This is a genomic window from Arenibacter echinorum (genome assembly GCF_003259375.1).
GTDB classification, from domain to species: domain Bacteria; phylum Bacteroidota; class Bacteroidia; order Flavobacteriales; family Flavobacteriaceae; genus Arenibacter; species Arenibacter echinorum.
The window spans coordinates 423,982-436,559 of record NZ_QLLN01000005.1 but is presented as its reverse complement, the minus strand read 5'-3'; the positions used below and the strand labels follow the sequence as shown (position 1 = coordinate 436,559).

Below are 12,578 nucleotides of genomic sequence, written 5' to 3'. Positions count from 1 at the left end.
CTTTATTAAGTTCCTTTATTTAATGATTCTTGAATATCAAAAATTCCATGGGTTTTAGCTTTACCTTGATGAAAAGGCGGTCAGCATCTTGATCTATATTTTTTTCTATCCTGATTTTTTTCTTGTTCCCATAAATGCATTGCATAAGTGTACCCTCTTTATTGATAGTGGTATCAATTGCTATATATTCCTCTTTGATATCTTTTGGGGAGGAATTATAAACAACGAGAATTTCACCCGTATGCAGAATCCTTGAAAATGCCAAAAGACATTTCTCGCAATCAGGAAACTGAAAATCGAGTCCGTTTTTTGAAGTTTCCCGAAAATACATTCTGCCGAACTTTAGAATGGCCTCTTTTTGTCTTAGATGTGCCAAGACAGCAATTCTCTTGAATATCCATGATTCTTGGTTCAATACGTTCGACTCCTTATCATCGGGATTGAACATTCCTTCCCTAATATATCGGTCATCCATGCCGTTACCCTCAAAACCTTGTTCGGTACCATAATAAATACACGGAGCGCCAAGGGCACAAATAAGAAATCCCATTCCCGCAACAACTTGTGCAGTAGTGGCGTTATGGCCAAATCGGTGTTTAAAGTCCATCCCCACCTGATCATGGTCATCGATGTAGGTCACGAGGAACTCCCCATGCCTACCTCGGCTTAGAGCATTCTTTTGCAAATCCGAATACCTCTGTATCAATCTATTCGGGGATGAATTCCCTTTTATCACTTCTGCTAAAACACTGTGTAATGGATGATCTAATATAGAATCAAGCCCGTAATATATATTCCGGTCCTCGGGCAGTATTTTGGGACCTATATAGGGATTACCCGTCTCATCGTCCCCGATAATTTCACCAAATAGAAAAAAGTTTCTTTTGCCTAAGGAGTAGGCATATTCCCTTATCGTAGAGCAAAAACGGTTAATGTCGTTTCCCTTCATATGTTTGACGGCATCCAAACGGAAACCATCCACATCTGTCTCACGAATCCAGTAACAATGTATCTTGGCCAGTATCTCCCGTAAATCTTCACTATCAGGGGAACCATCGTTTCTAAATGTTTTTAAGGTAAAGAAGTCGCCTTCCTGTGTCTCGGGATAATTATCGAAATTTATAATCTGCCCTTTACGGTTATACAGTTCCATATTTCTCAGTTCAACTGGAATTGGCCTATCTTTTTCCCGCCATTCGTCCAAGGGAAAACGCTGGCCGTTAAAATAGTAATAGTTGTAATCAAAAGGATACGACCAATTATCTCCGGAATGATGCAAAACGATATCCAAGAACACCCTTATATCCAACCCGTGTGCCTTGTCCACTAGTTTTTCCAAATCTTTCTTGTTGCCCCAGCGTTTGTCCACGTCCATATAATTCTGGATGGCATATCCATGATAGGATTCTGGATTATTTTCAAACACAGGGCTTAACCAAATGGCGGTAGAGCCCAAATTTTTGATATAGTCAATGTTGTTGATGATTCCTTGGAGGGTACCGCCAAAAGGCTTTTGCAATTGATCTTCATTTCCGAAACCGGGATGTCTCATGTCGAACTTTAAAGAATGTCGTTTTCTACTATCATGAAATCGGTCGACCATCAGAAAATAAATGACCTCCTCCCGCCATTCCCTGTGACAGTTTACCCAGTAGGCCTTGCCCGGTTTTGGAGAAAAATCTATTTCGTTAATTGATTTTATCATCTTCTTCTTTAAATATTTAAATAGTGGAAAATTCCGTATTTGCTTTTACATCAGTCTCTTTGGATCCTTCCATTTTATTCCCGTAAAAACGATTGAAAACCATACAGGCTGTTAGGTCACCGGTAACGTTGACTGCTGTTCGGAACATTCCAAGCAAGCGCTCAACCCCTATTATTATGATAATTCCTTCGGCGGGAATTCCTACGCTGGATAGCACAGAAGCCAAAATCACGACGCCACCTCCTGGAATGGCCGGAGTTCCAATGGAAGCTGCAACTATGGTAACTACTACAACAATAATATTCAGAAGGCCCATTTCCAATCCGTAGGCCTGCGCTATGAACAAAGTCGTAATGGTCTGATAAAGGGCCGTCCCATCCATATTTACAGTAGCCCCGATGGGAATAATGAAATTGCTGATGGAGGCATCCACTATGAGCCCTTCCTCTGCTGTTTTTAGAGATAGGGGCATTACTGCGGCTGAACTTGTAGTTGAGAATGCCAATAGTTGAACATCCGTTATTTTTCGCAAAAATGTCAATGGGTTGCTCCGGCCAAGAATGCTTACCAACACGAGGTAAATACCTACCAATATTAGCAATCCTATTAGCACCACGAGCACATAAAAGCCCAAACCCCTTAGGGAGTTCAAACCGACGCTGGAGGTCAATTGTGCCATTAAACCGAATACGGCGATCGGAACTAATAACATAGCCCATTTGACCACGGTCATACATATTTCCTGAATGGCCCCTAGGAGTAACTTTACCGGTTTAAGCAAGTCGTCGGTTAGTGATAATACGGCAACTCCAATTATAATAGTAAAAATAACGATACTCAACATTTCGCTGCTTACCATAGAGGCCAATGGATTTTCAGGCAACAAATTTGTTATGGCGTTCGGAATATCATTTATTCCAAATGACAGTTCCGAACTTTCGGCAGTATTGGCCACTGCATTTGCATGACCAACTTCCGCCTGTTGGTGCAGATACTTTCCAGGCCTAAAAATTAATGCAAGAATTGTACCTATTGTCACTGAAATAATGGTTGTTGATATAAAATATAATAGAACACCACCACCCAACCTTTTCAGGTTTTCCTTATTGTTACTTGCAATACCAGTAATGATTGATGCTACGATCAAGGGAATCATGATCATTTGTACCAATTTTAGGAATAACATACCTGGTAGGGCCAACCAATTTCCTAATGCATCGGCAGTGTTTTTGGTTATCCAACCATTTTGAGGACTTAACAACAGGCCAACACCAACACCTAAAAACAAAGCAATGATAACCTTAAGCCAAAGCCTATTTTCTACCAACTTTTGCAAGTAGTGGTGTAGGGATTTTAATGATTTTATTTCCGTATCGACCATTCTTTTATCTGTATTATGCTACCGTGATTCTTTTCTCAATGTAAACGCCCTGAACCGCATTTATTAATTCCACCCCATCCTTGAAGGGTTTTTGAAAAGCCTTTCTTCCCAGAATTAAACCCGATCCTCCGGCTCGTTTGTTTACGATTGCGGTTGTGATGGCTTCTGCCATATCGGATGCTCCTTTGGAACCTCCACCTGAATTTATCAATCCTATCTTGCCCATATAGCAATTGGCAACCTGTAATCGACAAAGGTCTATAGGGTGCTCTGTCGTCAGATTCTCGTACATGGCATCGTCGTATTTTCCAAATTTCAGGTCTTTAAAACCAAAATTTGTGGTGGGCAACTTTTGTTTGATGATATCTGCCTGTATCGTTACCCCAAGGTGATTGGCCTGCCCCGTTAAATCTGCTGCTGCGTGGTAGTCCACTTTATCCGTTTTAAAAGCGTCGTTCCGGGTGTAGCACCATAAGATCGTAGCCATGCCAAGACTATGGGCTTCGGCAAATGCATCCGAAATTTCCTTTAACTGTCGATTACTTTCCCTAGATCCAAAATAGATGGTGGCCCCGATCGATATAGCACCCATGTTCCAAGCTTCCCTGACCTTTCCGAATAAGGTTTGGTCGTAGGCATTGGGGTATGACAGGAGTTCGTTATGGTTTATCTTAACAATGAAAGGAATTTTATGCGCATATTTACGGGCATAGAGACCCAACGCCCCGAAGGTTGAGGCGACCCCATTACAACCAGCACTAATGGCTAATTTTATGATATTTTCCGGATCAAAATAATCGGGATTCTTATAAAAGGAAAAGGCTGCACTATGCTCAATACCTTGGTCAACGGGCAGTATACTTAAATATCCTGTATCTTTCAGATTGCCATGCCCGTAAAGCTGGGCAAGACTTCTTAGCACTTGTGGATTCCGATTACTATTGACAAAAACTTTAGAGACAAAATTTTCATCAGGCAAATGGAGTTCATCCTTGGTAATCCTTTCGCTTACGTGGTCCAAATAGAAAGATGCTTTGTCCCCTAAATGATTCACTAAATTTTCATATGTTTTCATAACGCTATGTTTATATGATTCCCAAACTTATATTGGTTTTGGCGATGGATTTTGCTGCATCTGTCTCAATCCCAGTAAGTGCACGAATGGCATCTATAGTCTCTGGGATAACAATCGCCTGGTTATCCACCACATAAGCATAAAAAAGCTCATCACCCACTACTTTAAGCATATCTTCCCACAGGGCCACCTCGTACATATCTCCCCAAGGCCTGCCCATATCCAAGAACATTTCTTTTATTGTATTGTTTGAAACCAAACCTTGGTCATAATTAATTAGCTTAATCCGTGTAGAAGTTTTAAAAGCATTTAGCACTTCTTCTTTTGTGGCTTGTTTTTTTAATTTCACGTTCCAGTAATGCATATGGCTCAATGTTTCGGGCACTTTTACTGCGGCAGTGATGACATCCAGTTCGGGATCCACACTTTTAGCGTCAGGACCTTGATGGCTTGGAATATCTTTTTCGGGAACCATTGTATTCATAATACCACCTAAATGGCTTTCCCATGGGTCGGTGGCCCTTCTTAATAATGTTCCCCGTGCATAGTCCAATAGATCTGCTCTCTTCAAAGTTGTCAGGGTTCGAAGAATAGAAGTGGTATTGCAAGAAACTACCCTTGTAGCATCTAAATTTATCGCGGATTGATAATTATTTTCTGCACTAAAGGAATGGCCAGTAGTATGGTGTTTTTCACCACCTTGAAGAATGAATTTTATACTCAGTTTTTTATATATTTCCACATTCTTTGCCGCTATATTCTTTGGGGTGCAATCCACCACTAAGTCTGTCTTTTTCAACAGGTCTTGCAGGTTACCCTTTGCTGGAATACTTGCAGCCTTCATTTCTTTTTCGGCCTCGGCGGTTGCCGCGTAGATATCATACTCTTTTCTTATGGCATTCTGTATCCGCCAATCGCTGATGACATCGCAAACCCCGATCAAGTTCATATCGTCTTGTACATTAATGGCGTCGGCCACTCTTTTTCCGATGACCCCATAACCTACTACTGCAATACTTTTCATATCCTTATTATTTTACTGTTATTAATTTTTTACTGTTTCTATGTAATAGTATAGCGCCTATTACACCTGCTAACATAGAAGCGAATAGGATACTTACCTTGGCCGTGAATATCAAAGACTCGTCTGTGAAGGCCAGCTCATTTATAAACAATGACATGGTAAAACCAATACCTCCAAGAAAAGCTATACCATAAATCATGTTCCAATTCACTTTTTCCGGTAGTTTTGCAAGTTTAAGTGCGACCAGTATTCTTGAAAAAGCGGCAATACCGATAAATTTTCCAAGAATCAGGCCCAGACCAATCCCCAAACTAACGGGGCTGGATAGTACTTTCAACAAATCACCATGAAGATGTATTCCTGTGTTTGCCAAAGCAAACAAAGGGAGAATGATGAAGCTAACTATTGGGTTTAAGGACCTTTCCAATTTTTGAAGGGGAGTCTCCGCCTCTGAACTTGTAGTCTTGATATCCTCCAAAATATCCAACTGCGTTTTTGAGATAAGCGCGCCCCTTATCGACTTGGTTTCTTGAAATTTTTTGTGTAAGTTGTCTAAACGGTTCAAAAAGGTATTTTCCTTAATTTTTACCCTGCCTGGAATTGCAAATGCGGTAAGAATTCCAGCTATCGTTGGATGTATTCCTGAGAAAAAGAAGGCCAGCCAAACACCACCTATACCAATAATGGCATAAAACCATGTGCTTCTTACTCCCGCATAATTTCCGATAATCAAAGCTCCGAAGAACAATAGTCCATGAAGTAGATCCATCTCGGAAATACCGGAGGTATAAAATAGCGCAATGACCAAGACACCACCCAAATCGTCCACTATAGCAAGAGTAATAAGAAAGACCCTCAAAGCGGAAGGCAGTCTTTTTCCGACAATGGCCAATACCCCTAGAGAAAAGGCAATGTCCGTAGCCATGGGAATGCCCCAACCATTTGATGCCTCGCCCGAGCTATTGAACATAAAATAAATAAGGGCAGGAAGTACCATGCCTCCAATAGCCGCTCCAATAGGTAATACCGCACTCTTTGGAGATGAAAGTTTACCGCCGATTATTTCACGTTTCAGCTCTAAGCCAACTTGTAGAAAGAATAGGGCCATTAGGCCATCGTTGATCCATAACAATAGCGGCTCCGATAGCTGAAGGGTGCCAATAGTGAAGGCAATATCGGTTTGCATTAAGGCGATATAATATTCCTTCCATGGCGAATTGGCCCAGACCATTGCGATGACTACAGTGATAAATAGAATAACACCATTGTTATTGAGTTCTTTGGCCGTGTTGCCAAAGAATTTCATAATACCGCTATTTGTTTCGTGTTTAAGCATCAATGCTGGGTTTTTTGTATGTTTTTATCCTTTTCTAAAGCATTATTGGTATTGTTTTTTGATGGAGTTTCCGTGGTAGAATCACGTTTGAAATTCCGGATTATTACCCTATTGCTCTTTTCATAAGAAAAATAACTTATGGCCCAATTGAAGCCGACCAAAAGTTTATTTCTGAATCCGCTAATTGACATCAAGTGCACCACGGACCATAACAACCAAGCAAAGTATCCGGTAAACTTCAATTTTCCCAGATCCGCTACCGCCTTTCGCTTTCCAACTGTCGCCAAAGACCCTTTATCAGTATATTTAAAAGACTTTGATGGTATGTTATTGTTTAGGTTGTTCAACATTTGGGCAAGATAATTTCCTTGTTGAATCGCAGCCTGAGCTACCTGGGGATGGCCTATTGGAGTCTCTTCGGAAATCAGTGCCGCAATATCCCCGATGGCATAAATGTTTTCTTGCCCTTCAACCTTCAAATAAGCATCAGTTTTTAAGCGATTGCCCTTAGCTACATGCTTCTGATCGATACCCTTTGGAAAGTCCCCTTTTACACCTGCCGTCCAAATAAGGTTTTTGGCCAATATTCTCTTCCCGTTTTTGGTTTGGACAACCTTACCGTCATAATTGCTAACGGATTCATTCAACAAGACAGTCACATTTAGATTTTCCAGATAGGTCAATGTTCTTGAAGAAGCTTTGTCGGACATTGCTATAAGTAGTTTATCCATAGCTTCCACCAAAAAAATATTCATTATTGAAGAAGGATATTCTGGATAGTCCTTTGGAAGGATATATTTGCAAAACTCAGCTAGTGCACCTGCCATTTCTACTCCCGCAGGGCCACCGCCCACGATCACAAAATTGGTAAGGGCATCACGTTCCACATCATCGCATGTAATTGCCGCCTGCTCCAAGTTTTGCAACATCATATGGCGGATATTTAGGGAATCCCGGATATCTTTCATGCCCAAACTATTTCTTTCCACTTCTTCCATACCAAAAAAGTTAGTCTTAGTACCAGTCGCCAGTACCAAATAATCATAGGTAAGTTTTCCTTTGTCCGTTATGACAGTATTAGTAGAGGCCTGGATTTCCCGTACCTCGGCCAGTCTGAAGCTTACGTTTTTGTACCCTTTAATTTGTTTCCTAAATGGAAATACAATACTATCGGGTTCGAGGCCGCTCGTAGCTACCTGATAAAATAAGGGCTGGAATTGATGAAAGTTGTTACGGTCTATAAGCACTATCTGAACATTTTTGTTTTTTAGTCCTTCCACCAATGCCAAACCCGCAAAGCCACCTCCAACTATAACTATTCTCGGTTGCTCGGAATCGGGCAAGCAAATTTCATCTGCCACTTTACATTTATCATGATCTATACTGCCTAATATTTGATTATTGCTCATGCCAAATTGATTTTAATACATTTTCCGATACAAGTGCTTAAATAGTCCATACCCGCGCTTACTAAACTTTTTGCTCTTATATGCTGCGTTTTCTTACAATCAAAACTGAGCAGTCCGCATGTGTTGCTAAGGACTGGGAAACCGAGCCGAGCAAAAATCTAGAGAATGCACCATGGCCCTGAGACCCAACTACGATTAAATCTGCATCAAAGGCTTCGGCCTTTTCTAGAATTGCGCTTTTGGGAATCCCATTGACCACTACTGTTGTAATCGATAATTTGTCATTCTCGATTTTTAATAATTTTGAGGCATCATTAACAATTGCCTCCGCCGATTTTCTTGCATTGGATATAGCTTCTTCGTAATAATTACCAAGCGTGCCACCCATTGGAACAGCCAACATGGGGTTTTCGAACACATTTAATATACATACTTCCGTGCCTGCAGGCAATGGTATCGCCCCAAGTTCATTTACGGCCATCTTGCTATAATCAGAACCGTCTATTGCTAATACTATTTTCATCTTATGATTTTTATTTTTTGGTGATATATCTATGCTATGTCTCCTAATCTCAACTTATGATAATAGGCTTCATTAACTTTTTCCAATACAAGTGCTCGTTTAGCCCTGACCAATACATTCCGAAAGTGAACGCGAACAGCAGTTCCTCAATTGGGATGCCTAGAACAAGGATTTGGGTCAGATTTTCCAGGTTCCAGTATAGTTCTACATAATCTGGATAGAAGGGAATAATACTTCCAAAATACACAAAGTAGAGCAGCGTGAACAAAAGACCCCCGACCCATATTTTCCCCTTTAGATCTGGCCGGCAATACAGCGTTGCCAAACCTCCCATGAACATGGCCAAAATTCCGCAATAAATATGGTTCAAATCGGTAAAGAGACTCAAAACCAAAAACACTAGAACTGGGACGAAAAGAATGTATATGTGAAGTCTGTGCATGGCATGTCCGCGTTCCGTATGCGCCATTTCAATGTATCTTCTCTTAAATAGAAGGTTATATAACACCGTACCAATACCCCCAATGGCGAATGAAAAGATGAGACTTTCAATATCGAAGCCAGTCTTTATCGCAAAATCAAAAAGGGACGGCGGATGCCAATATTCTGGAACGAACAAAGGCTCTGTAAGCCCAAAAGGCATGGTAATCCAACTCATTTTGAGCATCTCTTTCCTAGAATCCTTTTTCAAAAGATAAACCAGGCCCCAGAGGGCGAGGAGAATAAGGGACCATATGAACCAGACGTATTGCATTTATTTCTTTAGTTGCACATTGTAAAAAGCCGCTATACAGGCCCCAATAAGCCATCCAAGGATAAAAGTTTGAATGATTCCGAAGAATGCTTCCGATAACGGCACATCCATTCTTATAATACTGGAAGTATCCAAACCGTGTAACAGGCTGTTGAAAAATGATATTGTACCTTCTTGACCTGCTGTTGTCATTACAATCATACAGCCCAGATAAATTAAGGCGCCTGTTAGGCCAAAAGCAAATCCTAATTTTTTTACATTAAATCGATTCATAATTCTTGTTTTAAAATTAATTGTCCAGTTTTTAAATATAATTTTTGAAACCCGTACAAACTATTTACAGATCCCTGTTAATGATCCATCTTTTTGTTGCCATCCATCTTTTTGTTGCCATCCATCTTTTCGTGCAAGGTCTTTTCCAGATTTTCATGTTCCAAGGTATGGTCGCAAAAAGTGTCGCTTAATTCACCGTGAGCCGCTATGACGGGCATAAAGTGGTGCGTTGTAAGGAGCATCAGGTCAGGGTATCTGGTAATCATTTCGCTAAGTTTACCGGCCAGGATGGTATCGTTTGCAGCCGCTCTTACGAGTTCATCTACTATCATGCCCGTGGCATGGTCATTTTCCATCATCTTGGCAATATACTTTTTGCCCAAATCGTGGTCTTCAACCATCAATGTCAACACCTTCTCTTGTTGTGAAGGGTCTTTAAGCATATCCTTTACAGAACTTTCTTGTTTTTGTGCACAAGCCGACAAAGTGAAAGTGGCCAAAACAATTCCTATTGCTTTTTTAATTTTTGTTTTCATTTCGATTAATTTTAATTGTTAAAATTTGTTGATACTTCCTATTCGGATTTTAGAATCTTTTTTGATTCTTCATATTCCTCTTTTGTAATCTCCCCTTTCGCAAATCTTTTTTTGAGAATTGTGAGCGGGTCTTCTTTTTTTGATTTTCGGTAAGGGATATCATATGGAACAAAGAATATCCATATTAAGAAGATGAACCATATGATCCACCATAAAAAGTGCATACCACCAAAGTGTCCGTTGAAAAAATGCATAGTTTTTAGTTTTAAAGATTAGACTTATTGCTTAAATAATTGTTGTTGATGTACTGACTGTTTTCTGTGATTATTTTTACGTTAAAAAACTATTTCAAGGTCTCCTTTACCGAACCGCATCCGGGCATTTTCAGCCCCATATAGGGATTGTTTATTTTTTCGCTCAGGGCTAGCCAATTTGCACCCTTACCATCCATGGCCATGGGACAATGATTCCAATAAAGCGTTTTCCCCTTCAAATCCATTTTCTTGGAAATAGTGTACAGTTGTTTGGACAATGTTGCAAAGTATAATCGTTGTTCAGTAAGACTGGAGGCTTTGGAAAGTTGATTCAAGGTCTTTTTCAGGTAGGTCTCGTTCACGGCGGTCGAGTCGTTAATCAATTTTATTGCCGCTTCCTGTACGGACTCGTAATTATCTTCGGCCAATGCATTTTCGATGTTCATATATCCCGCCAAAATTGAATCCATGTCCTCCTCTATACTTTTCTCCTTAAAAAAGCAATGTACTGCACAGGCATGAAGTTTGTAGTTTTTATGTATATAACCCAAGGAATGGCCCTTAGTATCCAATATTTTACATTTTTCATCATTTCCTTCAACATAGAGCACAAACTCACCACTATCGTTATAATACTGACCTCCTTTTTTTGCTTTTCCCAAGGAATTGCCCTCAGCATCATATACCTTCCCGTTTTTAATGAAACCGATTTTCCTTCCCTGGTTATTGAACACAATATCTTCCTTACTTATATAACCAAGGGTTATACCACGGTCCGAGACTTCACCATTACCGTTGATATACATCTGCCTTTTGGTTTTATCGCTTGCCTGTGCAGATATAGATTGTACCGAGAGCAGCATTCCAGTCAGGAATACAAGGCTCATGATGAGATGTTTTTTCATTGTTACTGTTTTTGTGTGTGTTTATAGCTTATTCATTTTAGGTATTGAAATCCCTCTTTAGGGCTTTGTTTCATTTTCCGATTTTAATGTTCTTTTTAATTCCTCGTATTCTACCTGAGTGATCTCACCCTTTGCGAACCGTATTTTTAGAGTTGTGGCCAGATCATCTTCCTTAGTTTCTGTGGAAGATGGGCTGGAGGGCGTAAAGAAAATCCACCATAAAAATATGAACCAAATTGTCCACCAGATAAGGTGCATTCCCCAAAAAAATCCATTGTTATAGAACATATTCTTAGTTTTAAGATTATTAATATTTTAAAGTATCTCCGTAATGGTATAACCTTCAAGTTTGTTGAGTTGCTGTTGTAATTCCTCAACTGAAAGCCTCTCTTTCATACTGATGATCGTTTTGCCTTTTGGGTTCAAAAAGATTTCCGTTTTCTCAATGTCTGGATGTTCTTCCAAGGTTTTTCTTACCCTTGCGACACATCCGCCGCAGCTTATTCCGTTTATTTGATATTTATGTTTCATTTGTTTTTACCATTATTAATGGTGACTATGGCCCTTTTGCTCCTCCTTAGTTTCTGCAGACAATGGTTTTTCTTTACCATGTTCGTGCTGCTTATTATTCTGTTCCGTATGGTTATGCGCCCCGTGGCTATGTGCACCATGTGGCATAAAGAGATGAAAAATGAACATTAGGACAATGAAGCCAAAAAGCCCGTTATTCCCGGTAATGCCCAGTGAGGGTGCGAAAAATATTAGTAACAACGGCAATCCACAACCGATAGCCATCCATATCCAGTGACCTTTCATAATTTTTATTTTTAGGTTTAAATGTTATATTCTTTAATGATGATCGCCATGGCTTTGGCTTTTGCTCAATTCGAGTTCGCCTTGCTCTTTGGCATCTAATTCACTTTCTTCCATCAATCCCATTCCTTTCATGTCCATTCCCTTGTTGCCCATCATCTTCTTGCACGACTCCATACAATCTTCACTCATCATGCCTTTTTCGTGCATCATTTTCATCATATTGCCCATCATCTTGCCTTCTTTCATCATGGATTGCATCATGTTTTTCATCATCATGCTATCTTTCATCATCTTTTGCATTCCGACACCCTGCATCATATTGCCCATCATTTTATGGTTTCCTTGCATCATCTGCATTGCATGGTCGTTATCTTGCATGTTGTCCATGAATTCCGTCATGTAACCGTGGTTACTTGCAATCGCCTCAAAAAGTTCCATTCTAGTTTCCGAATTTTCGAGGATTGCGTTGAGGTCTGTTTTCTGATCGCAACTGGATAGGATAACCAGTACGAGGACAGAAATAATTATTGTTACTGTTTTCATTGTATTTAGTTTTAATTAATATTAATTTCTTTTTATTAAAGCAC

The 12,578-nt window shown here is 40.0% G+C and carries 16 protein-coding genes; all 16 read right to left on the bottom strand.

Annotated elements, in window-relative coordinates:
• Positions 1 to 19 precede the first annotated feature (19 nt).
• The 16 genes from LV92_RS15090 to LV92_RS15015 all read right to left on the bottom strand — a co-directional run bounded on the left by LV92_RS15090 (position 20) and on the right by LV92_RS15015 (position 12,534).
• Positions 20 to 1,705 (bottom strand): alpha-amylase family glycosyl hydrolase, encoded by a 1,686-nt coding sequence (locus LV92_RS15090; protein ID WP_111624439.1) that lies wholly within the window; start codon positions 1,703 to 1,705, stop codon positions 20 to 22.
• Between the two features lie 16 nt (positions 1,706 to 1,721).
• Positions 1,722 to 3,086, bottom strand: coding sequence for a dicarboxylate/amino acid:cation symporter (locus tag LV92_RS15085; RefSeq protein ID WP_103440875.1), 1,365 nt, complete (start codon positions 3,084 to 3,086; stop codon positions 1,722 to 1,724).
• A gap of 13 nt (positions 3,087 to 3,099) precedes the next feature.
• A complete protein-coding gene (locus LV92_RS15080; RefSeq protein ID WP_069858904.1) occupies positions 3,100 to 4,161 on the bottom strand; it encodes a class I fructose-bisphosphate aldolase in 1,062 nt (353 codons plus the stop codon).
• Positions 4,162 to 4,171: 10 nt separating this feature from the next.
• Positions 4,172 to 5,185 (bottom strand): type II glyceraldehyde-3-phosphate dehydrogenase, encoded by a 1,014-nt coding sequence (locus tag LV92_RS15075; RefSeq protein WP_069858902.1) that lies wholly within the window; start codon positions 5,183 to 5,185, stop codon positions 4,172 to 4,174.
• Positions 5,186 to 5,192: 7 nt separating this feature from the next.
• Positions 5,193 to 6,521: a Na+/H+ antiporter NhaA gene (gene nhaA / locus LV92_RS15070; RefSeq protein ID WP_111624438.1), complete on the bottom strand. Its 1,329-nt coding sequence runs from the start codon at positions 6,519 to 6,521 to the stop codon at positions 5,193 to 5,195.
• On the bottom strand, positions 6,521 to 7,930 hold the full coding sequence (locus LV92_RS15065; protein ID WP_111624437.1) for an NAD(P)/FAD-dependent oxidoreductase: 1,410 nt from the start codon (positions 7,928 to 7,930) through the stop codon (positions 6,521 to 6,523). Before LV92_RS15065 ends, nhaA begins: the two co-directional genes overlap by 1 nt.
• Positions 7,931 to 8,006: 76 nt before the next feature.
• A complete protein-coding gene (locus LV92_RS15060; protein ID WP_111624436.1) occupies positions 8,007 to 8,453 on the bottom strand; it encodes a universal stress protein in 447 nt (148 codons plus the stop codon).
• Positions 8,454 to 8,502: 49 nt separating this feature from the next.
• A complete protein-coding gene (locus LV92_RS15055; RefSeq protein ID WP_111624435.1) occupies positions 8,503 to 9,207 on the bottom strand; it encodes a lycopene cyclase domain-containing protein in 705 nt (234 codons plus the stop codon).
• Positions 9,208 to 9,480, bottom strand: coding sequence for a DUF5676 family membrane protein (locus tag LV92_RS15050; RefSeq protein WP_069858890.1), 273 nt, complete (start codon positions 9,478 to 9,480; stop codon positions 9,208 to 9,210).
• 77 nt (positions 9,481 to 9,557) lie between these two features.
• Positions 9,558 to 10,016 carry a hypothetical protein gene (locus LV92_RS15045; protein WP_111624434.1) on the bottom strand — a complete coding sequence of 153 codons (459 nt, stop codon included), beginning with the start codon at positions 10,014 to 10,016 and terminating at the stop codon, positions 9,558 to 9,560.
• Positions 10,017 to 10,054: 38 nt separating this feature from the next.
• Positions 10,055 to 10,240 (bottom strand): SHOCT domain-containing protein, encoded by a 186-nt coding sequence (locus LV92_RS15040; RefSeq protein WP_245946400.1) that lies wholly within the window; start codon positions 10,238 to 10,240, stop codon positions 10,055 to 10,057.
• A 119-nt stretch (positions 10,241 to 10,359) separates the two neighbouring features.
• Positions 10,360 to 11,175 carry a DUF3347 domain-containing protein gene (locus LV92_RS15035; RefSeq protein WP_111624432.1) on the bottom strand — a complete coding sequence of 272 codons (816 nt, stop codon included), beginning with the start codon at positions 11,173 to 11,175 and terminating at the stop codon, positions 10,360 to 10,362.
• A gap of 57 nt (positions 11,176 to 11,232) precedes the next feature.
• A complete protein-coding gene (locus LV92_RS15030; protein WP_111624431.1) occupies positions 11,233 to 11,463 on the bottom strand; it encodes an SHOCT domain-containing protein in 231 nt (76 codons plus the stop codon).
• Positions 11,464 to 11,490: 27 nt separating this feature from the next.
• On the bottom strand, positions 11,491 to 11,706 hold the full coding sequence (locus LV92_RS15025; RefSeq protein WP_111624430.1) for a heavy-metal-associated domain-containing protein: 216 nt from the start codon (positions 11,704 to 11,706) through the stop codon (positions 11,491 to 11,493).
• A 15-nt stretch (positions 11,707 to 11,721) separates the two neighbouring features.
• The gene (locus LV92_RS15020; protein ID WP_245946396.1) at positions 11,722 to 11,991 is read right to left on the bottom strand and encodes a hypothetical protein; all 270 of its coding nucleotides are present in this window, start codon (positions 11,989 to 11,991) and stop codon (positions 11,722 to 11,724) included.
• Positions 11,992 to 12,024: 33 nt separating this feature from the next.
• Entirely contained in the window at positions 12,025 to 12,534 is a 510-nt protein-coding gene (locus tag LV92_RS15015) for a hypothetical protein (protein WP_111624428.1), read from the bottom strand.
• Between the last annotated feature and the right edge of the window lie 44 nt (positions 12,535 to 12,578).

Bases quoted from the DNA above. Each gene is read 5' to 3' on its own strand.
- LV92_RS15020 (WP_245946396.1), bottom strand. From the start codon at position 11,991: ATGAAAGGTCACTGGATATGGATGGCTATCGGTTGTGGATTGCCGTTG.
- LV92_RS15085 (WP_103440875.1), bottom strand. From the start codon at position 3,086: ATGGTCGATACGGAAATAAAATCATTAAAATCCCTACACCACTACTTG.
- LV92_RS15025 (WP_111624430.1), bottom strand. From the start codon at position 11,706: ATGAAACATAAATATCAAATAAACGGAATAAGCTGCGGCGGATGTGTC.
- nhaA (WP_111624438.1), bottom strand. From the start codon at position 6,521: ATGCTTAAACACGAAACAAATAGCGGTATTATGAAATTCTTTGGCAAC.
- LV92_RS15050 (WP_069858890.1), bottom strand. From the start codon at position 9,480: ATGAATCGATTTAATGTAAAAAAATTAGGATTTGCTTTTGGCCTAACA.
- LV92_RS15055 (WP_111624435.1), bottom strand. From the start codon at position 9,207: ATGCAATACGTCTGGTTCATATGGTCCCTTATTCTCCTCGCCCTCTGG.
- LV92_RS15080 (WP_069858904.1), bottom strand. From the start codon at position 4,161: ATGAAAACATATGAAAATTTAGTGAATCATTTAGGGGACAAAGCATCT.
- LV92_RS15065 (WP_111624437.1), bottom strand. From the start codon at position 7,930: ATGAGCAATAATCAAATATTAGGCAGTATAGATCATGATAAATGTAAA.
- LV92_RS15040 (WP_245946400.1), bottom strand. From the start codon at position 10,240: ATGCACTTTTTATGGTGGATCATATGGTTCATCTTCTTAATATGGATA.
- LV92_RS15015 (WP_111624428.1), bottom strand. From the start codon at position 12,534: ATGAAAACAGTAACAATAATTATTTCTGTCCTCGTACTGGTTATCCTA.
- LV92_RS15090 (WP_111624439.1), bottom strand. From the start codon at position 1,705: ATGATAAAATCAATTAACGAAATAGATTTTTCTCCAAAACCGGGCAAG.
- LV92_RS15060 (WP_111624436.1), bottom strand. From the start codon at position 8,453: ATGAAAATAGTATTAGCAATAGACGGTTCTGATTATAGCAAGATGGCC.
- LV92_RS15075 (WP_069858902.1), bottom strand. From the start codon at position 5,185: ATGAAAAGTATTGCAGTAGTAGGTTATGGGGTCATCGGAAAAAGAGTG.
- LV92_RS15030 (WP_111624431.1), bottom strand. From the start codon at position 11,463: ATGTTCTATAACAATGGATTTTTTTGGGGAATGCACCTTATCTGGTGG.
- LV92_RS15045 (WP_111624434.1), bottom strand. From the start codon at position 10,016: ATGAAAACAAAAATTAAAAAAGCAATAGGAATTGTTTTGGCCACTTTC.
- LV92_RS15035 (WP_111624432.1), bottom strand. From the start codon at position 11,175: ATGAAAAAACATCTCATCATGAGCCTTGTATTCCTGACTGGAATGCTG.